The organism is Paraglaciecola sp. L3A3 (assembly GCF_009796765.1).
In the GTDB taxonomy this organism is placed as follows: domain Bacteria; phylum Pseudomonadota; class Gammaproteobacteria; order Enterobacterales; family Alteromonadaceae; genus Paraglaciecola.
Map to the genome: position 1 here is coordinate 1,414,211 of NZ_CP047023.1, position 20,737 is coordinate 1,434,947.

The window sequence follows — 20,737 nt, forward strand, 5'->3', positions numbered from 1 at the left end:
TATAATAATGACTGATGACAATACTAAGGCTAAACATGAAAATAATTAGTGCACAGGACGTACAACAGGTATTGGCTTTCGACAGTCTAATTCCCGCGCTGCGCAGTGCCTTTAGTGCTGATTTCGGTATGCCTCAGCGACAAATTTATCCACTGTCGGGTGGTAGTAAAGAAAAACAGGATACTTTTGCTGTATTACCTGCATGGACTAAAGAAGTGTTAGGGGTAAAGTCTTTTACTCATTATCCGGAAAACCCTGAAAAAGGACGTTTAACCGTTGCAGCACAGGTATTATTATTTTCTCGAGAAACTGGTGAACCTATTGCTGTTGTTGATGGTACAAGCCTAACTTATTGGCGCACCGCCGCAATTTCTGCTTTGGCGGCAAGTATGATGGCCGGCGAAGATGCAAGTTCATTATTGTTGTTTGGTACTGGCGAGTTAGCACCTTATATGGCCCTTGCACATGCAAGTGTTCGCCCTCTAACACACATTTATGTACATGGTCGTAGTTTGCAAAAGGCGCAACAAACCCTAATAAAAATAGAAACAGCACGGCCAGATCTAGATGTAAAAATCTGTGATAATTATGAAGATGTGATCAGCCAGGTCGATATTGTCAGTTGCGCCACCGGCAGCCCCACTCCTTTATTCAATAGTGCCTTGTTGTCTCCTAGTACACATATTGATCTCGTTGGAAATCACCATCAGACTTGCCGTGAATGTGACTCAGCAACAGTTAAAATGTCTTATGTTGTGGTGGATAGTTATTTGAATGTTTTTAATGAAGCAGGTGAAATATTAATACCACTAAAAGAAGGAGCTATTAGTAAGGATCATGTTAAAGGTGAACTTGCTCAACTTTGCTCTGGCGAAATAAAAGGCAGGCTTAATAACAAACAAATAACTATGTTTAAGTCAGTAGGTACCGCACTTGCCGATGTCGCGAGCGCTTATCATGTTTACCAATCGCTGTTAAAGTCATGCGAAATACAAGGTATTAGTTAACCTGAGTTCTGGGTAAGCCAAACCGCTCGATAACGCTCTTTTTGTGCCTAGCGGCGTTGGATTGTCTAGTAATAACACGTTATTACGTACGACAATCCGCCTTGCTATACACAACAATTTCGTCACCGAGTAAGCATTCAGGTGAGGTGATTTGGGTGAACGTTATTCAGCTATTGAATTGTAATGATAAATTCAGATTAGACGATACTTCTTATCCAGAACTCAGGTTAGTTAACCTGAGTTCTGGATAAGCCGAGCCGCTCGATAACGCTCTTTTTGTGCCTAGCGCCGTTGGATTGTCTAGTAATAGCACGCTATTACGTACAAAAAACCGTCTTGCTATACATGAAAAATTTCGTTATCGAGTAAGCCTTAGTTCAAATCTAACTGGGGGTATATATGTAAGTATCTGAATTGTTTTAAAACTTAAATTTAAATGACACTCATTATCCCGAGTTTAGGTTAGTTATAAGGCAAGAAGCTGTTAGCTAGATTAACGTTAATGGCTTTATTTGCGCATAATGAATATATGAATACGGCTAGATATAATAACTTTTATTTCAAAAAATGTATTAATAAAGGCAAGGTAACAACAGACACCACTGTGGTTAATAACACAGCAGTGGATGCTTGATGTGAGAGTGTTTTGTATTCCTCAGCCATAACGCCTAATACCGCAGCACAAGGCATAGCAGAACCTAAGGTTGCTATTAAAATCCACACCGAGTTTACTTGAAACATTGTCATCATTAGAAATACTACAAAAGGCATGATAGCTAGTTTGACGGTGGACATGTAGATTGCGGCAAAAGAGTTTTGCTTCATACTCCGACCAAATAGAGCGGTTCCAACAATAAACATAGCACAAGGTCCAGCCCCACTGCCTAATAGTGCGAGACCCTCAATAACACTAGCAGGTAAGGTAATACTCCAAGCAGATAATATTAAACCGACAATAATTGAAATAATAAGTGGATTAAGTAATGAACGTTTTAATGCTTTGAACGGAGTGAAGTTATTCTCGTGGTGAGCGAAATAGGTATTATTTGTATTACTTAATTGCAGTAAAAAAGATGAAAAAGGTAACAGTATTAGTAAGTCTAAGGTCAGCATGAGCGCAAGTGGCACAGACGTCCACTCACCAACAGTAACGGCTAGTAATGGTATGGCAAGAAAACCTATGTTGCCATAAACCCCACCTAAACCTAGCATCACCCCATAATTAGCACGTTTCTCAAATAAAAAATAACCAACAAGCCCAAAGGTAAACATCACACTGATAAGAGAAATTAAGTAAGCAGTTAAGAAAGGAATATCAAGCAAGGTTTCAAAATCAGTGCTGGCAAGTTTTCCTAGTAATACCGCTGGTAAAGATAAATACATAACAAAACGTGTAAGGTATTTAAGGCTAATAACGCCAACAATTTTATGCTTTTTACATAAATAACCCAGACCCACCAATGCGAATAATGGGATGATTTTGATAAAGGTTTCTAACATGTTACTCCTAACCTGCTGAATCAGTACAATATAGTATTCTGAATTTCCGAAGTGCAGATAATAAAAAATATAGTAATACATTATTTATTATAGGTATATCCTTAAGTAATTGTTATTACTGATTTTTCGTTTGATGGTTATGTTAATACATCAGTATTACTAGCATTTAAATTCTCGCTGAGCGTACATTTATTTATTGGAGTTGGTATAACTGACAGTTACTATTTAACCTGAGTTTGGGATAGCCGAGCTCAGGTTATTTAAATGAAAAAAACAACAACTATGTGTTTAACAGTTAAACCTTATTGGTTTAGTAGAAAAAAGATTGATCACGATATGACCCTACTTTGGGAGCCACATGTTGTTGCTTTTGCTCGATGTAATATTTGGCATATTCGCGGGCGCGACCGTGATCTATTAATTGATTCTGGTATGGGGGGCTAGTTTACGCAGTGCAGCTAAAGATCTTTTTCAGCATGAGACTATCGCGCTAGCGACTCACTCTCATTATGATCATACAGGCTACGTTCGCGAATTTAATATAAGACCGAGCTTATTTTGAGCGTGTGGGGTATACGGTTTAACAAGTGAGGATTTAATCACTGCTTTGCCTGAGAAAGGTTTTAATCCTGATTTATGGGGACCAACTTCCGCCACGCCAACATGGCTTTTGGAAGAAGGTAATATTATTGATTTAGGAAATAGACAATTTTAAGTGCTACATTTACCCGGTCATTTAACTGGCAGTATTGGCTTGTGGGAAGTAAAAAGTAGAACCTTATTTTCCGGTGATGCCATTTACGATAGGTCTTTACTCGACGAATTTCCAGATGCAAACATAAATGATTATTTAGCAACCATCCAAAGGTTGATAGATTTACCCATAAAGTGAGTGCATGCAGGCCATGATCCCAGTTTTAACCGCAATAAATTAATTAAAATTGCCCAAAACTACATTGATTCTAAGCAATAGTTAGACAAACAAAATTGAGTTAGTTTTGCTTTTGTTATTTATCGCAACAGCAAATTCTTATTTTCCGTTGAATTCGCTACATAGTGTCTTATAGTGAAGGAGAGTTAATCGATTTTAATGAGAAATAATTAAAGTGAGATGTAGAAAATGCGCAATCAAAAATACCTTTTTTACATACTTGTACCGACTCTTCTTTATTGGTGGTGGGAAAGCCAAGCTGAGGGTAATATTCGGATAGATCTATTACTAATTTACCCCGTCTTATTTATAATTTATTTAACCTCTCTTTGGCGTAAGTTCAGTACTTATTCCATACTTATATCTGCTTTATTAATGGTAGTTAATGTATTGTTTTTTATATTCTCATATGATCTTTTTACTAAATCCTCTGGATAATAGAGACCCAAATGGGTCGTTATTTTCTCCCTTGCTTTGTTGTTTTGCTATTTTATCCTTTTGCTCGAAGCAGACTTTTTATTTGTTAGCAATAAAAAACCTCCGACTTAGAGCAAGGCGGAGGTTTATATTAATGGCTTAGCGGAATAACATGCTTGTTATGCCATTACAAATCTAGTATTTACGGTTATAACTTACCCGTTACACTTAGGGTAACTCTTCGGTCAGTTAAACTTTGGCTACATAACAAAGTGTTTTCGTTAAAGCACCAGCTTGTTTTATCTTCGCGAGTTAAATTAACGCCTTCAATACCAACAGAATAATTTTCGTTAATGTCGTAACTTACGCTCATATTAAATTGACCTCTTGCGCCAATCACAGGCGGGATACTGAATCGACCTACGCCTTGGGTAAAAGCATCGCGCCATGTATAACGCATACGAACGTTTAAGTCGTACTTGTCATAAAATACTGTGACGTTATAAGCATTTTCAGAGAGGTTGTTTAGTTTCGAACGTAAAGTCACCACATCATCGTCCAAGGTGGCAGTACTGTTGTCAGTATCGGTACGATTTAATATTTGATTAATTGGGGCTGAAGCATTTTGAAAGGTTTCAAGGGCTGCGCCAGATTCTTGATATGTGTAGTTAGCAATTACACCAAAGCCTGATGCCCAACCTAATTCGTCTTCATAGGCTGCCAAGTCATATTGACCGGCTAATTCAATACCACTTTGGGTCTCAGTACCCACAGCATTAACGGAAGAACGTTTACTTACACAAATACCTTGGGTGTCAGTGCGGCTTGAAAATACATTGTAGTCTTCAGGCGATACGTTTGGATTAAATATACCACCGCCTTCACATGGATCTGTCACATCACGTTCTATTTGGCCGGTTGCGCCAATTGGCTCTGCAGGATCGTCTTGTATTACCGTTATTAAGTTCTCTCTCTCTTTATGGAAAATACCGGCACTAACAAAACTCGAAGGTGAAAGGTAATATTCAAAAGACAAGTCGTAAGACCAAATTTGTTCAGGTTCAAGGGCTGGATTACCCACTGTCACTATATTAGATGCATTATTACCGAATGATGCTGAGGTAGATAATGAATCAAAATTTGGGCGGCGAATATCTTTACCTACACTGGCTCTAACGACCACATCTTCAACTAATTCAGCTGCTAGATTGATTCTAGGTAAGAAAAAATTGTAACTGCTAGATTGTGAACTTGGCGTAACAACATTATTGACCACACTTGTACCTAAGGACTCAATATCTGTCGTAACATAACGGGCTCCAATATTACCTGTCACTAAGGTATCGCCCAATTCGATTTCATAATCACCTTGTACATATAGCGCTGTTGTTTCTTCAGTAATATCAAAAAATGAATCAATTTTTATCGCTGGCGTTTTAAGTGAGTTATTGACTTGTTCGCCATGCAGAGCATTGTTTGCAACAATCGCGTTATTAAGAGTATCAATTACGAATTGAGGATTATTAAATGATACGTCGTTATCTATGATCAAATAGTCCTTAATAAACAGCTCGCGACTATCTCCATCGTTAAAGTTATTCGCGCCAGGTGTGACTATATCTGCAAATAAATCGGCTCTTGGACGGTTCCACTGACCAAAACTATTATTAGTATCTTCGTTGTTGGTCATATTGGTGGTTTTGTTCCAGCGCAGACCCGTATTTAAATCAGTAAAGAAAGGCATGATCGAAGAAACATCATACTCAAAATCTACCCTAGCAGCCGCTTCAGTTGCTTCTCTGGTTAATAAACCTTGACCAATACTTCTTATTGCATAATTACTAGGAGTCAACAATTGGGCCGTAGTTGGCGTTTCTGGTAATCCTTGGGCAATACCAAACTCAAAGGTGTTATTAGCAATTTGAAAAATGGCCGGTGTGCCATTGTCATTAAGGGTGTTAGGTCCTGGTTGTGTGTCATTCGGGTTGATAAAATCAAGGGTTGAATTTAGGGATGGATTATCTGATTCAGAATCTGAATAAGAAAGCTCTGCATTCAGTTGGAAATCGTCACCTGTCCACTCACTACCAAATGCAAATACTCGGCTTTGTGTTAAACGTGAAGAGTTCGTATTTGCCGTTCTAAGGTTGGGATCTATACGTTCTATACCATTAACCACCTCTGAACCAACTCCTAAAATACCACTCGTCACCACTGTCACTTCGCCTAAGTCTAGCATGCCAAACTCACCATCAACCGTACCTAAATTGATAGTTTCAAAACCAGTATTGGTTGTGGCATCGATAACAGGATTACCTCCTGTTCCTGAAAATGAGGCACGAGAATTCGCACGAACACTCTCTTGATCGTTGATTGTGGCATCAAAATATAGTTTTAAGTTATCAGATGTCTGTAACTCAATAGAGCCAGTTAAGTTTTTCGTTTCATAATTCTGTGCGGTTAAATATTGATCTAGATACTGAGTACGTAAAAATGGAAAAGCTTCGGCACTGGCTCTGCCTGAGTCAGGTTCGACCACTCTATCACGGTCAAAGCGTGGCACGGCAGATGCTACATCTTGTTGAGCGTAACTGCCTGTTAATACCAGACCAAGTTTACCTAAATCTGTTTGCCAGTTATCACCAAAAGTTCCAGAAATTTTAGGTGTAGTTGAATCCGCTAAATTACTATTTTCAGCTTGAACTCTAAATTGGGTTAACCTTTCTTTTAAACTGTTACCACGTAAAGTTCGTAAATTAATGGTTCCGCCAACAGAGCCTTCTACCGTTTTGGCGGTTGAAGCCTTGGTTATTTCTAATGATGCTATTAAGGCGGCGGGTAAGTCTTCGAAACTAATACCTGTGCGGTTACTGCCAGAAGTAACGGTAGAAACGCCATTAATTTCTACTCTGTTCGCGTCTGTTCCGCGAATTTGTACACTAGTGCCAACACCATTGGTTCTGTCTATCTGAACACCGGTAATATTTTCCAGCACTTCTGCTAAGTTATTGTCAGGAAGTTTACCTATGTCTTCAGCTTTGATTACTTCTTTTAAATTAGCTGCTGCTCTTTTTTCAGCTAATGCACTAGCAAGCGCGGTACGAATACCTGTTACTTCTATCACTTCGGTTTGTTCAGCTGCATTTTCATCAGCAGACTGAGCTAGTGTGACTCCTGATAAACCACTTAATGCAGCCGTGACAGCGAGGGCTAATGTATGTTTTTTGCTAAACAATATTGTCATTATTAATGCTCCAAGTTATATGTTGTAAGTTGTATGTTGTAATACAAGTTAATTTATTTAAACATATTAATAATCAATATCAAAACTTTTTAACAAAGTTTATACAATTTTCAGTGTTTCTAGAGGGGGGCGGTTACAAGTAAGTGTTCTTTTTTAAATTTAAAAGATTAAGCTTTTGTTTTTATTGGTTTTAGTGGTTTGTTTAAATAGGTATAAAAACACTGAAAGATAATTGCATTGAACTAGTTGTAGACATTGATACTTGCTTTTTAGGGTCTATATTTGGCGATTTGAGATAAGGGGGAATAATTGGGTTAATTTTTAAGGGCTGTATTTTTGTATTTAATCAGTACATGTAATAAATGTAGAGCTTTTATTCTTAATCTTATCTTATAAGTTATTGCTTGATTCGTGCTTAGATTGAACCCTGAGTTAGGTTTTAAAGTCTAGCTATGATTTGTGTTTGTAATTTGCCTTTATTATTTCCCCAAGCGAATACTTGGGAAAATATTTCACACTTCTGCTGGCAAAGACCTTTTATGTTTTTGGCTATCTTGTTGATATAAGGCTAGACCAGAAATAATTGCACATGCACCGATAATAACATTCAAGGTAATCACTTCATTATTCAAGGTGCTGCCTAAAATGATGGCAAAAACCGGCGTCATCATAGTGATCAGTGCCACGCTGCCAGTGGTGAGTTTCTGTAAAATATAAAAATAACAAACAAAACCAATGAGTGAACCAAATACCCCCAAATAAATAATAGTGATAATAGATTTACGGCTCCAAGTATCAACTGGCAAGGTACCATCCATAAGCAACCATGTAACGAAATACAACGGCACGGCAAATAACATTGAGCCCACCATAGTGGCTGCAGGATGGATCTCAATTTTTACGGTTTTGATCAATACAGCACTGTAGCTGAAACTAATAACCCCTAAGGCGATTAATACCATACCTTTCCAAGCATCATGGGCCATGTTGACATTATCTGCGAAAACAATAGCTAAACCTATAAACGCCAAGCCAATGGCTATTATTTTGTTCAGCCCCAATTTGGGTTCATCCAGCAGTTTATAAGCTAATACACCTGTGATAATCGGTGACATACCAAAGGCTAAGGACATCATGCCTGTTGATATATACGCTGCGGCTAAGTATGAACTAAACATACCGCCAAATAAGCCGATTGAAGAAAATGCATAAAGTTTTAGTGCAGATGAGTGCAGTGGTAGCTTAATTCGAAATACGCCCAACAGCGCAGATCCTAACACTAAGGCAATCGTCATTCTAAGAAAACCCGCCATGCTAGGCTGCACAGACTCACTGCTCCATGCTAGTCCTAACGGAGTAGTAGACCAAACCAAAACAACGGTTAGGTAGGCAATTGCGACTTTCATTTTTGTACTCCTTTTCTGTTGTTATTCACAGATAACCCAAAGAGTGAAGCTATTTAGTCGCGTTTTATCAATGTTGGGGGATAGAAAGATAAAAGCCGCAGACTGAATGCTGCGGCTTTTGAGGTATTTATATTAGTCTACATCAAACCACAGCAAGAATAAGCCAGCGCACAGAGATCGCCAGACGATCAATAGGTTGAAGAATGTGATGTAGATTAAGTTGGGTCATTTTAAAATATTTTATCTTTTAGTTGATAGCTAATATTGTTTAATTAAATTCATCATTATCGTTTTAGATTACGGTAATACCAAATAATGTCAATCGTAATTTTGCTGTTGATAAGGAGCGCTTACCGCGCTTATAGAGACATCCACTGTTACAATTACATTACTGTTTTAATTGTTTGCGGGAATGGTAGGATAGTCAGTACAAATCTTCATTCCTACAAGCTGTTAGCAGGGATCTATATTTTGATTCTCTAGTATCTATCTCCTATTCATTGCTTTACCGCTGCTTTTAACTATCTTGCCACTGCTTGATCTTAGTCAATATACCTTTACAGTCTAACCCCAACTCTGCGTACATTTCTTGTTGTGTACCTTGCATAATAAACTCATCAGGCAGACCAAGTTGTAATAGTTTACTGCTGTGTTTCGAAGAGATTAGATATTCAGCTACGGCACTACCCGCACCACCCATGATGGCTCCATCTTCTATGCTGACAAATAACTCATGATCAGCCGCTAGTTGGTCAATAACATCAGTATCAAGAGGTTTAACAAAACGCATGTCAATGACAGTCGCATCTATTTGTTCTGCTGCTTGTTGTGCGTAGGGTAATAAAATACCAAAATTTAGGATGGCCACTTTTTTACCTGGGCGAATACTGCGGCTTTTACCTAAGACAAAAGCAGACATTTCTTTAGTGGGTTCAACACCTGTGGCAGACCCCCTTGGGTATCTGACTGCGGCTGGTTTATTTAGAGTATGGCCAGTGTATAACATTTGACGACATTCATTTTCGTCAGCTGGGGTCATAATCACCATATTCGGTATACAGCGTAAAAACGAAATGTCAAATGCACCTTGGTGTGTGGGCCCATCGGCGCCTACTAATCCGGCGCGATCAATGGCAAATAATACCGGTAGTTCTTGTATTGCTACGTCATGGATCAATTGATCGTAAGCCCGCTGCAAAAAGGTCGAATAAATGGCCACAACTGTATTTAAGCCTTCTTTGGCTAAACCAGCGGCAAAAGTCACAGCATGTTGTTCAGCTATGGCTACATCGAAATATTGTTCGGGAAATTTTTGAGAAAATTTCACCATACCAGAACCTTCACGCATTGCTGGGGTGACGGCCATTAGTTTCGGATCTTGGGCCGCCATGTCACATAACCAATCACCAAATATTGCAGAAAATGACGGATCGCAAGGTGCTGCTTTAGGTAATTCTTGGGCAGCGGGATTAAATTTAGGTACAGCATGAAACTTAATTGGATTTTGTTCGGCAAGCTCGTAACCTTTACCTTTTTTGGTCACCACATGTAAAATCTGCGGGCCTTTAATATTACGCATATTACGTAAGGTATCCACTACACCATTTACATCATGACCATCTATTGGGCCAATATAGCTAAATCCTAATTCTTCAAAAATGGTGCCTGGTACTACCATACCTTTAATATGTTCTTCGGCACGGCTAGCGAATTCTTTGATAGGGGGCACTGTGCTGAGCAATTTTTTACTGCCGTCACGTATAGTATTGAAAAAATTACCAGTTAATAAACGGGCTAAGTGACTATTTAAGGCGCCGACGTTTTCAGAAATAGACATTTCATTATCATTTAAGATGATCAACATATCTTTGCCAATGTCTCCACCATGATTAAGTGCTTCAAAAGCCATCCCTGCGGTCATAGCTCCATCACCAATTACAGCTACTATCTTGCGGCCTAACGCTTCTTTTTCTGCAGCCACAGCCATGCCTAAAGCGGCACTAATTGAGGTAGAAGAATGGCCAACTGCAAAGGTGTCATACTCACTTTCTTTAGGCCAAGGGAAAGGGTGCAGACCACCTTTTTTACGAATGCTTTGCATACGATCCCGGCGACCCGTAAGGATTTTGTGGGGATAAGCTTGATGGCCAACATCCCATAATAATCTATCGAAAGGGGTGTTGTAGACATAATGTAAGGCGACGGTTAATTCAACGGTGCCTAAACCCGAAGCAAAATGCCCACTACTTTGACTGACACTGGTCAATAAATATTGACGCAGTTCAGTGGCCAATTGATGTAATTTTTCTTTAGGCAACTCTCTAAGCAATTCTGGCGTTTCAGCCAAGGCAAGAGTGGGGTAGTGAGCTATATCTAGGGTCATTAAATGAGTTTCAACTAATTAAAATAATTTTATTCGGGTACTCAATTTAATAAGTACGATGAATAACGAAGTCGGTAAACGAGACCAACAGCTGGGTATTGTAAGGCAAAGCGCGCAAAGCTTGAAGCGCTTGTTGGTGAAGTTCGTCAAGATAAGTCTGTGCTTGCCTTAATCCCAGCATGGCTGGGTAGGTGCTTTTATTTTGCGCTTGGTCTGAACCTTGCGGTTTTCCTAGGGTTGTTGAATCACTAGTGACATCTAAAATATCATCTTGCACCTGAAAAGCTAAACCAATTGTTTGTGCATATTGCATTAAATGTTGTTTGTTTTCTGGACTTACATCATCTGCAAGGCTAATTGCCATTTCAACACAGGCGATTAATAATGCGCCGGTTTTTTTGTTGTGTAGTTGTTCTAACTGTTTTTGACTAATTTGTTGATCAGTGGCAGCTAAGTCCATTGCTTGCCCGCCACACATACCATTATAGCCAGCTGCTTTACTTAAAATACGAATTAGCGCTATACGTTTACTGTCTTGCCTCAAAGGGTAATGACATAAAATATCAAATGCTAAAGATTGTAATGCATCTCCTGCAAGGATCGCAGTCGCTTCGTCAAATTGAATATGACAGGTTGGGTGACCACGGCGTAATTCATCATCATCCATGGCGGGTAAATCGTCATGGATTAATGAATATGCGTGAATCGCTTCAATGGCGTTAGCTGGACCGTCTAAATCTTCACTCGACACGTTTAACATTTGTCCGGTTGCGTGAACCAGAAAAGGCCGCATTCTTTTACCGCCAATTAATAACGCATATAGCATAGCCTGCTTTAATTTATCAGCATGCCCAGGAAGTGATTCAATCGCGTCAGTTAAGCCCGAATCGACTCTTTGTTTAGTATTTTTTTGAAAAGTATTTAAGTTCATTCAATTTACTGATTGTTGGTCTCAAACACATCCAATGTTTGATGGCCATTTTGACTGGTTAAAATTTGAACTTTTTGTTCTGCATCTTTTAACTGTTTTTGGCTGTGTCTTGCCAAAGTAATGCCTCGTTCAAAGTTTTTTAAGGCTTGTTCTAAAGGCAATTCGCCTTGTTCCATGCTGCTGACTAACTCTTCCAATTCTTGCATAGATTCTTCGAAGGTTAGTGATTCCGCTTTTTTACGACTGGTCATAGTTCATCTACCTAGTGACAGGCTTTTTTTCGACAGGCACGCACCTTACCTGAGCTCAAAAAAGGGGTCAAATATTTAATGATAATGTGATCGAGTGAGGTGGGACTATAGAAATATTTATTAAAGTCGATAATATGATGTAGAAAGCATTAGCTTAATTTATCTATTTACTTGTTGTGTAATGTATTTAAATTGTCAGTTATCAAAGTAACGGTTAACCGTTGATTAAATTTTAGCTTTATTAGGATTGGGAGCGCCACGTGGATTTAGCAAGCATAATCGGTATTCTGGGAGCTATTGGCTTTGTTATAATGGCCATGATTCAGGGTGGCGATATAGGTATGTTTATTAACGTGCCATCAATATTAATCGTATTTTGCGGAAGTTTATTTGTTGTTTTGTCACAGTTTACTCTTGGGCAATTTTTTGGGGCAGGTAAAGTTGCTGGTAAAGCATTTATGTTTAAAGTAGATGCACCAGAAGTATTAATTGAAAAAATTGTCGAAATGGCAGATGCCGCCCGAAAAGGTGGTTTTTTGGCTTTGGAAGAAGCTGAAATCGACAATCCTTTCATGCAAAAAGGGGTCGATATGTTAGTGGATGGCCACGATGTCGACATCGTAAAAGCGACACTGAGCAAAGATATCGCCATGACAACAGAGCGCCATGATTTTGGTGCGAGTATATTTAAAAACCTCGGCGATGTTGCCCCTGCGATGGGCATGATAGGTACCTTAGTAGGTTTGGTGGCGATGTTATCAAACATGGATGATCCAAAATCTATTGGACCTGCAATGGCGGTAGCACTTTTAACCACCTTGTATGGTGCAATGTTAGCCAATTTATTGTGTATACCGATTGCGATTAAATTAGGACATAGAAGCGAAGAAGAAAAATTAAACCAAAAGTTAATCTTAGATGGAATAGTAGGTATTGCTGATGGACAAAATCCTAGAGTGATTGAAGGAATCTTAAAAAATTATATTGCTGCTAGTAAACGTGGCTCTGACGAAGAAGCTGAATAACTCATGTCTGAAGAAGAATGCCCTAAATGTCCCCCAGAGGGACTCCCTGCATGGATGGGGACTTTTGCTGACTTAATGTCACTATTAATGTGCTTCTTTGTACTGTTGTTGTCTTTTTCTGAGATGGATGTACTGAAGTTCAAACAAATTGCTGGTTCTATGAAGTTTGCCTTTGGCGTACAAAATAAAATAGAAGTGAAAGATATTCCTAAAGGCACTAGTGTTATTGCTATGGAGTTTAGACCCGGTCGACCTGAACCGACTCCTATTGATACTATTCAACAACAAACGACTGATATGACTCAAGAGATGCTTGAGTTTCAAGCTGGAAGTGAAGATTCGGCTGGTGGACGACAAAAACAACGTGGTGAAATGCGTGGTGGTGCAGCACAACAAACCGCATCAGAACAAACAACTAGTACTCGGGTAACCACAAATCAAAGTGCTGCTCAGCAAGAAATTGCCGAACAAATGAAAAAAGTGGCGCAACAGTTAGAAAAAGAAATTGTAGATGGGGCCGTAGAGATGGAGTCTTTAGGGCAACAGATTATTATTCGTATTCGTGAAAATGGCTCGTTCTCTGCTGGTTCTGCTTTTCTGCAACCACAGTTTGTGCCAATCCTACGAAAAATAGGTGCTTTGTTAGCCGAGATGCCTGGGGATATTGAAGTATCCGGGCACAGTGATAGCCAACAAATTTCAAATGAGTTGTATCGTTCAAACTGGGATTTATCATCTCAACGAGCAGTTGCCGTGGCGGAAGAATTAAGAAGAGTTGCAGGTTTTAATGAAAGTCGAATGTCAGTAGTCGGTAAGGCTGATACTGCACCTCTAGACGAAGGTACAAGTGCACAAAATAGAAGTCGTAATAGACGAGTAGAAATATCAATTAATCAAGGTAAAGCGAAAATATCTGATCCAATCTCAGTGTTAGAATAATATTTGCCTGCATTTTTAGAATTTTGGTTATTAAGATCCATTGCACTAAATAACCTGAGCTAGGGATAAACCGAACCTCTCGATAACGCTATTTTTGCGCCTAGCGCGTTGGATTTTCTAGTAATAGCCCGCTATTACTAGAAAAACCGCCTTGCTATACACGAAAAATTTCGTCATCGTATAAACCTTAATCCAAATATAACTCAGGGTTTATTTTTAAGTATTTGAATTATTTATAAAATTTAATTTGAAACGACACTCATTATCCCGAGTTCAGGTTAAATAATATATCTAGCAGTCAAAATGAAATTAATTTTATTGATTTAGGGTCATATACGGGAACATATATAATATTCCGTTTATTATTAAAATCATTTAAAGGAAACCAAAATATGACAAAAATTAAAAAAACAACTATGGCTACGACTTTAGGCGCTGTTGTCATTGGTTCTTTAGCTTCTGTTAGTCTGCAAGCAAATGCTAGTCCTTTTGGGATGCAGTCTTTAGAGTCTGGTTATATGCAACAAGCCCCAGAAGGTAAGTGTGGCGAAGGCAAATGTGGCGAAGGCAAATGCGGCGGTGACAAAAAAGCTGAGAAAGAAGGCAAGTGCGGTGAAGGTAAATGCGGTGGCGACAAAAAAGCTGAGAAAGAAGGCAAGTGTGGCGAAGGCAAATGCGGGGGCGACAAAAAAACTAAAAAAGAAGGTAAGTGCGGCGAAGGTAAATGTGGTGGCCAAGCCTAGTCTAATCTGCTCAAACACAGATTAGACTAATATTATTTTTTAAAGCCGGCTATTTGCCGGCTTTTTCAATTTAAATTGAGATTACTAACCTTATGGAAAAAAAGAACCTTGCTGGTGTTGGATTAGGTTTACGTCGTGAGATGTTAGATCAGCTATTACCTGAGATCCCTGATGCAGTTGACTTTTGGGAAGTCGCTCCTGAAAACTGGATCCCAATGGGGGGCAGGTTTCAAAAAAATTTACAACAATTTACCACGACACAAAACTTTGTGAGTCATGGGTTATCTCTATCTATTGGTAGTCCTGATCCTTTGGATGTGGACTTCGTTAAACAGGTGAAAACCTTTTTAGATCAGCATGATATCTTGTATTACAGTGAACATTTAAGTTATTGCTCAGGACAAGGCCACATGTATGACTTGATGCCGATACCTTTCACTGAAGAGGCTGTAAAACATGTAGTAAATAGAGTCCAGCAAGTTCAAGATATTATTGAGCGGCCTCTGTTGTTAGAAAATGTATCTTATTACGCTGCACCAGGTCAGGAAATGTCTGAGCAAGAATTTACCTTGTCTGTATTGCAAGAATCTGGCTGTTTAATGTTATTGGATATCAATAATATTTACGTGAATTCAATCAATCATCAATATGATGCAGAAGCATTTTTAGCAGCTATGCCCAGCAATAAAATAGTCTACGGACATATTGCTGGACATTTTGATGAAGCTGATGACCTTAAAGTGGATACTCATGGCGCAGATGTGATTGAACCTGTATGGCAATTATTACAAAAAGCCTACGAAATTCACGGTGTGTTTCCCACATTGTTAGAACGAGACTTTAATATTCCTCCTATCCGAGAATTGTTATTAGAGGTAGAAAAAATTAGACAAATTCAGCAGTTATTTGATAAGTCTCAGCAGCCCCAAAGGCAATTTGTCTAATGAAATCATTGAAACAAGCGCAAATGGATTTTGTGGCTCATATTAAAAATCCAGATGAAAACCCTTACCAAGGAAATATTGAAGATAGGCGCCTACAAATTTATCGAGAGCTATTTTTTAATAATGTGGAAGGTTTTATCAGCTCTGCTTTTCCGGTATTAAAAAGTGTATATAGCCAGCAAGATTGGCAACAATTAGTCCGAATTTTTTTTGCTGAACACCAGTGTCTTTCCCCTTATTTTATTGATATCAGTAAGGAGTTTGTAGATTACCTGAGTTCAGAATATGAACTGACTAAAAATGATCCCGTCTTTATGCAAGAGTTAGCTCATTATGAATGGTTAGAACTTGATGTCAGTGTGCGAATATCATCACAAACCTTGTCACCTTGGAATGGCACCGATCTTGTCAGTCATGTAAGCATGTCTGAACTGGCAAGCTTAGTTAGTTATCAGTACCCAGTTCATCAGATTTCGTCAGATTTTCAACCGACTGACAGCTCAGAAATTGTTTATTTAGTGGTGTACAGAGACATTGAGGACGAAGTGCATTTTACTTTAGTTAATCAAGTTACCGCACATTTAATAAATATTATTCAAAACGTTGCTTCGATTTCAACTCTACAGTTGGTTGAAAAAATGAGTCTCGCTATGCCACAATTAAATCAACAGCAAGTTAGTGATTCTTTACAACAAGTGCTACGACAGTTATTGGGTCAGCATATTTTATTGCCTATCCATGAAGATAATAAATTGCTTTGAGATAAGCACTTCTTAGTTTTAATACTATCAATTTAATCGACTTTGGATTACCATCTGCGGCTGAATTTTAGTTGTTCTATTTAAGGGTTAATCCCCGCTATTTTGGAGAATCTCGATGCACGATGAGAAAGAATTTAAAGACCCATTTAGTTTTACACACTTCCTGATTGCTGTAGGTTTGTTAGTTGCACTACCTTTGATGCATGTTGTGATTGGTTGGTTTGTTTATTACATTTAATACTACTAGCTTATTCAATTAATCTAGCTACTTATAAACGGGGAAGTACGTGCCCGCAGCATATATAAAATCAGTAATTCGAACAGTTCCTGATTATCCAAAAGCTGGCATCATGTTTCGTGATGTCACCTCAGTATTAGAAGATCACAAAGCTTATTCTTCCGCCATTTCTGAAATGGTTAAACATTTCGCACCTATGGGATTTGATAAGGTTGCAGGCACTGAAGCAAGAGGTTTTTTGTTTGGTGCACCTCTGGCTATTGAGCTAGGAATTGGTTTTATACCGGTTCGTAAACCTAATAAATTACCCAGAGAAGTGATCAGTGAAAGTTACGAATTAGAGTACGGCACTGATTGTTTAGAAATGCATAAAGATGCCGTTAAGCCGGGTGAAAAAGTATTAATGCTTGATGATTTATTAGCAACAGGTGGCACTATGATCGCTACTGCTAATTTGATTCGACGTTTAGGTGGAATCGTCGAGCATGCTGGTTTTGTTATTTCGTTACCTGACTTAGGTGGCGAACAAAAACTGCTTGATATTGGCGTAACTAGTTATTCTATTTGTCAATTTGAAGGTGAGTAACTGTCCCGATGGACAAAATTAAAGCGGATAGTAAGCGACTATGAGTTATCAAGTTTTAGCACGAAAATGGCGACCTAATCGATTTGCCGAATTAGTGGGCCAAGAACATGTGGTCACTGCTATATCCAATGCTCTTGATAATAATCGGTTACATCATGCTTATTTATTTACCGGTACTCGAGGGGTCGGGAAGACCACCATAGCTCGGATTTTCTCAAAAAGTTTAAACTGTGAGCAAGGGTTAAGTGCAACGCCTTGTGGTCAATGTGGTACTTGTCAGGAAATTGAAAATGGTAACTATATTGATTTATTAGAAATCGATGCCGCTTCTCGGACCAAAGTCGAAGATACCCGCGAATTATTAGATAATGTGCAGTACAAGCCAAGTCGAGGACGATATAAAGTCTATTTAATCGATGAAGTTCACATGTTGTCTAAACATAGCTTTAATGCCCTATTAAAAACCCTTGAAGAGCCACCTCCTCACGTAAAATTTTTATTAGCGACCACTGATCCACAAAAATTGCCTGTTACTATTTTGTCTCGTTGCTTACAATTTAACTTGAAAGCCTTGTCCCGTGGGCAAATCGCCAAACAATTAGATTATGTGTTGAGTGAAGAAAGTCTTCAATTTGACAAAGATGCGCTGACTCAATTAGCACGAGCTGCTCAAGGCAGTATGCGAGATGCATTAAGTTTAACTGATCAAGCGATCGCTCAAGGTAATGGTTTTGTTGGTCTACAAATAGTCACCGATATGTTAGGCCTGATGGATAAAAATCAGGTATTAAAATTAGTACATGCTGTGGTGCAAAAAGACAGTTCGACTGTGATGCAGCAAGTTGAATTAATGGCAATGCAAGCCCCTGATTTTTCGCAAATATTGGCTGAGATCATGAGTTTGTTACATCAAGTAGCTTTAACTCAATTTGTGCCTGATGCTTGCAAACTAGAAACCATTTCAGCTAGAGCTATTTACCAATTGGCAAAATCTGTTCCTGCTGAACAAATTCAGCTGTTATATCAAATCGCCCTAACAGGTAAAAAAGATTTGCCCTACGGAGCCGATCCCCGTACAAGCTTAGAAATGACTTTATTACGTATGTTAGCGTTTTGTCCTGATAATTTACAATTGGATCCAACTGAAATAGTTGCGCAAACTCCAGCAGCACCACAAATTTCCTCGCCTTCAGCCGCGCATGCTCAACAGCAAGCTAGCACTGATGATACACCAATTGGACAAACTGTTAGCCAAATCGAACCTGTTGCCGAGCTTCCTTTGGTGGAGCCTGCAGCAGAAGTAATACCTGAAGCACAACAAACAGCGAGTTCACAGCAAAATAATCAACAATATACCCAACAATCAGCAGAACAAAATTTATTTGAGCAACAACAAGATATCCTAGCTGAAGCTCAAGATATGGGATTTCAAGACGCTGATTATAACGAATTACAGCCAGTGACTTTAGAGGACTCCTATTCTCAAAATAGTGTGCCTGAAAATCAACAAGCTGTTGTCGACAATACACCTGCGCCAGCAACTTCTAGTACTCAAGACTTAATTGCCTTGCGTAATAGACTGAAACAAAACCAGTCTGCACAGGAGGAAAATTCAGAACAGGTAAAAAAGTCTGAACGCACTGAGTTACCAAATTTAGCCTCGATCCGAGAGCAAAACCAAAGTAAGCAGACCTCTAGTGCTAATATTGAACAACAGCAGTCCTCTGCTGAAACTGATAATCACTTCACAAAGCAAGAGACTACTGAGCTTACTGCGCCGCTCAATCAACCGGTTGATCCCGTCGATAATAATCAAGAAAGAGTGATTTCTGCACCTGTTGAACCAGAGCTTCAAGTTCTACAATCTGAAACTGAGCATATTCCCCCTTGGGCGTTAGAGGCAGTAGAAAATAACAAATTAGCCCCTGAATTTGATTCGAATATGCCAGTAGATGAAGATATCTTCGATCCAAATGCTCACTTAGATGAAGCCAATGTCGGCGAAGTGACTTTGGTTGTCCCCGCATTTTTGCCTAACAATCAAAAAGTTCATAAATCAATGCAACTTGATGAATGGAGTAAGTTGATTGATGACATGAAGATCAATGCTTTAACTAAGCAGTTAGCTTTGCACTCTTCTTTTCATCGAGAAGGTAATCGTGTGACTTTAACTTTGTTAGAAGGGAAAGAGCATTTAAATTCACCCACGGCTCACTCTTTATTACAACAAGCCTTGTGCAGTGCATTTAATTCAGATATTCAACTTGAAATTGTCATGGGGCAACCCATTAATACTCCTTATGCTTTGCAGATTAAGATTAATCAAGTGCGTCAAGAATATGCTCATCATGTGATTAAGACAGATCTAGGCATACAATTGTTACAACAACGATTTGCTGCAAATGTCATTGAGCAGAGTGTGCAAGCGAGATAAATTGATTAGGTGCATAGCAGCTAATAATGAATAACTACAGATAAGAGAGAATAAAAAATGTTTAAAGGTGGAATGGGCAACATGATGAAGCAAGCGCAGCAAATGCAAGAGCGCATGCAAAAAAGCCAAGAAGAGTTAGCTAAAACTGAAATCACTGGTGAGTCTGGTGCTGGTTTAGTAAAAGTTACCATGACTTGTAATCATGCTGTACGTCGTGTTGAAATCGATGATAGTTTGATGGAAGACGAAAAAGAAATGATCGAAGATTTGGTTGCTGCAGCTATCAACGATGCTAACAGACGTATTCAAGAGACCACCCAAGAAAAAATGGCTGGTGTCACAGGTGGAATGCAAATGCCTCCTGGCATGAAGATGCCTTTTTAAGGTTATTTATGCAATTTAGCCCCTTAATTCAAGAACTGATTGATGCTTTTAAGATATTACCTGGTGTAGGTGCTAAAAGCGCGCAACGTATGGCTTTTCACTTATTAGAGCGTAATCGTCAAGGGGCTTTACAGCTGAGTCATGTATTACATAATGCTATGGAGCATGTGAAACACTGTGAGCAATGCCGTACCTTTTGTGAAAATAGTTTGTGTGAAATTTGTGCCAGTCCAAAGCGCCAAGCGAGCACAATTTTGTGTGTAGTTGAGTCACCGCAAGATGTGTTGGCGATAGAACAAACCTCTGAATTTAAAGGACGATATTTCGTTTTGATGGGGCATTTGTCTCCTATTGATGGAATTGGCCCGGCAGAAATTGGTTTAGAACAGTTATCGGAAATATTTGAGAAAAATAATATTGAAGAAGTCATTCTTGCCACTAACCCAAATGTAGAGGGGGAAGCCACGGCTCATTATATTGCCCATATGTGTAAAAGTGCTGGGATAAAAGCCAGCCGAATTGCTCATGGCGTGCCAGTGGGCGGTGAATTAGAGTTTATTGATGGCAATACCTTGATTCATGCTTTTGTTGGTCGCAGAGACCTATAGCTTGG

19 protein-coding genes are annotated in these 20,737 nt (G+C 39.0%); 13 read left to right on the forward strand and 6 right to left on the reverse strand.

Features of this window, described 5'->3' with window-relative positions; translation table 11 throughout:
* The first annotated feature begins 35 nt into the window (after positions 1-35).
* Positions 36-1,007 carry an ornithine cyclodeaminase family protein gene (locus tag GQR87_RS05845; RefSeq protein WP_158967443.1) on the forward strand — a complete coding sequence of 324 codons (972 nt, stop codon included), beginning with the start codon at positions 36-38 and terminating at the stop codon, positions 1,005-1,007.
* 555 nt (positions 1,008-1,562) lie between these two features.
* On the opposite strand, the gene GQR87_RS05850 is transcribed toward GQR87_RS05845, so the two are convergent.
* Positions 1,563-2,507 (reverse strand): AEC family transporter, encoded by a 945-nt coding sequence (locus tag GQR87_RS05850; protein WP_158967445.1) that lies wholly within the window; start codon positions 2,505-2,507, stop codon positions 1,563-1,565.
* Positions 2,508-2,771: 264 nt separating this feature from the next.
* Here GQR87_RS05850 and GQR87_RS05855 point away from each other — a divergent pair, with 264 nt between their 5' ends.
* Together GQR87_RS05855 and GQR87_RS05860 are read left to right on the forward strand one after the other, a co-directional pair.
* A complete protein-coding gene (locus tag GQR87_RS05855; RefSeq protein ID WP_158967447.1) occupies positions 2,772-2,951 on the forward strand; it encodes a hypothetical protein in 180 nt (59 codons plus the stop codon).
* A 271-nt stretch (positions 2,952-3,222) separates the two neighbouring features.
* Positions 3,223-3,399, forward strand: a complete 177-nt coding sequence (locus GQR87_RS05860) for a hypothetical protein (RefSeq protein ID WP_158967449.1) — start codon at positions 3,223-3,225, stop codon at positions 3,397-3,399.
* A 664-nt stretch (positions 3,400-4,063) separates the two neighbouring features.
* Here GQR87_RS05860 and GQR87_RS05865 read toward each other — a convergent pair.
* From GQR87_RS05865 to GQR87_RS05885, 5 genes are all read right to left on the reverse strand, one after another.
* Positions 4,064-7,099, reverse strand: a complete 3,036-nt coding sequence (locus GQR87_RS05865) for a TonB-dependent receptor (RefSeq protein WP_158967451.1) — start codon at positions 7,097-7,099, stop codon at positions 4,064-4,066.
* 512 nt (positions 7,100-7,611) lie between these two features.
* Positions 7,612-8,505, reverse strand: a complete 894-nt coding sequence (locus GQR87_RS05870) for a DMT family transporter (RefSeq protein ID WP_158967453.1) — start codon at positions 8,503-8,505, stop codon at positions 7,612-7,614.
* Positions 8,506-9,022: 517 nt separating this feature from the next.
* Positions 9,023-10,888, reverse strand: coding sequence for a 1-deoxy-D-xylulose-5-phosphate synthase (dxs, locus tag GQR87_RS05875; RefSeq protein ID WP_158967455.1), 1,866 nt, complete (start codon positions 10,886-10,888; stop codon positions 9,023-9,025).
* A 46-nt stretch (positions 10,889-10,934) separates the two neighbouring features.
* Complete coding sequence (ispA, locus tag GQR87_RS05880) at positions 10,935-11,819, reverse strand: (2E,6E)-farnesyl diphosphate synthase (protein ID WP_158967457.1); 885 nt, start codon at positions 11,817-11,819, stop codon at positions 10,935-10,937.
* Positions 11,820-11,824: 5 nt separating this feature from the next.
* Entirely contained in the window at positions 11,825-12,070 is a 246-nt protein-coding gene (locus GQR87_RS05885; RefSeq protein WP_158967459.1) for an exodeoxyribonuclease VII small subunit, read from the reverse strand.
* A 260-nt stretch (positions 12,071-12,330) separates the two neighbouring features.
* Here GQR87_RS05885 and pomA point away from each other — a divergent pair, with 260 nt between their 5' ends.
* The 10 genes from pomA (at position 12,331) to recR (ending at position 20,732) form a co-directional block, all read left to right on the forward strand.
* On the forward strand, positions 12,331-13,095 hold the full coding sequence (pomA, locus tag GQR87_RS05890; RefSeq protein WP_158967461.1) for a flagellar motor protein PomA: 765 nt from the start codon (positions 12,331-12,333) through the stop codon (positions 13,093-13,095).
* 3 nt (positions 13,096-13,098) lie between these two features.
* Positions 13,099-14,034 carry a flagellar motor protein MotB gene (locus tag GQR87_RS05895; protein WP_158967463.1) on the forward strand — a complete coding sequence of 312 codons (936 nt, stop codon included), beginning with the start codon at positions 13,099-13,101 and terminating at the stop codon, positions 14,032-14,034.
* Positions 14,035-14,426: 392 nt separating this feature from the next.
* Positions 14,427-14,777 (forward strand): hypothetical protein, encoded by a 351-nt coding sequence (locus GQR87_RS05900; protein WP_158967465.1) that lies wholly within the window; start codon positions 14,427-14,429, stop codon positions 14,775-14,777.
* 92 nt (positions 14,778-14,869) lie between these two features.
* Positions 14,870-15,721 carry a DUF692 domain-containing protein gene (locus GQR87_RS05905; protein ID WP_158967467.1) on the forward strand — a complete coding sequence of 284 codons (852 nt, stop codon included), beginning with the start codon at positions 14,870-14,872 and terminating at the stop codon, positions 15,719-15,721.
* Positions 15,721-16,482 (forward strand): DUF2063 domain-containing protein, encoded by a 762-nt coding sequence (locus GQR87_RS05910; protein WP_158967469.1) that lies wholly within the window; start codon positions 15,721-15,723, stop codon positions 16,480-16,482. The genes GQR87_RS05905 and GQR87_RS05910 overlap by 1 nt, the downstream gene beginning before the upstream one ends.
* A gap of 115 nt (positions 16,483-16,597) precedes the next feature.
* Positions 16,598-16,720 carry a hypothetical protein gene (locus GQR87_RS22530; RefSeq protein WP_255456464.1) on the forward strand — a complete coding sequence of 41 codons (123 nt, stop codon included), beginning with the start codon at positions 16,598-16,600 and terminating at the stop codon, positions 16,718-16,720.
* A gap of 49 nt (positions 16,721-16,769) precedes the next feature.
* Positions 16,770-17,306: an adenine phosphoribosyltransferase gene (gene apt, locus GQR87_RS05915; protein WP_158967471.1), complete on the forward strand. Its 537-nt coding sequence runs from the start codon at positions 16,770-16,772 to the stop codon at positions 17,304-17,306.
* Positions 17,307-17,346: 40 nt separating this feature from the next.
* Positions 17,347-19,740 carry a DNA polymerase III subunit gamma/tau gene (gene dnaX, locus GQR87_RS05920; protein ID WP_158967473.1) on the forward strand — a complete coding sequence of 798 codons (2,394 nt, stop codon included), beginning with the start codon at positions 17,347-17,349 and terminating at the stop codon, positions 19,738-19,740.
* Between the two features lie 57 nt (positions 19,741-19,797).
* A complete protein-coding gene (locus tag GQR87_RS05925) occupies positions 19,798-20,124 on the forward strand; it encodes a YbaB/EbfC family nucleoid-associated protein (RefSeq protein ID WP_158967475.1) in 327 nt (108 codons plus the stop codon).
* A gap of 8 nt (positions 20,125-20,132) precedes the next feature.
* Positions 20,133-20,732: a recombination mediator RecR gene (gene recR / locus GQR87_RS05930; RefSeq protein WP_158967477.1), complete on the forward strand. Its 600-nt coding sequence runs from the start codon at positions 20,133-20,135 to the stop codon at positions 20,730-20,732.
* Positions 20,733-20,737: the final 5 nt, after the last annotated feature.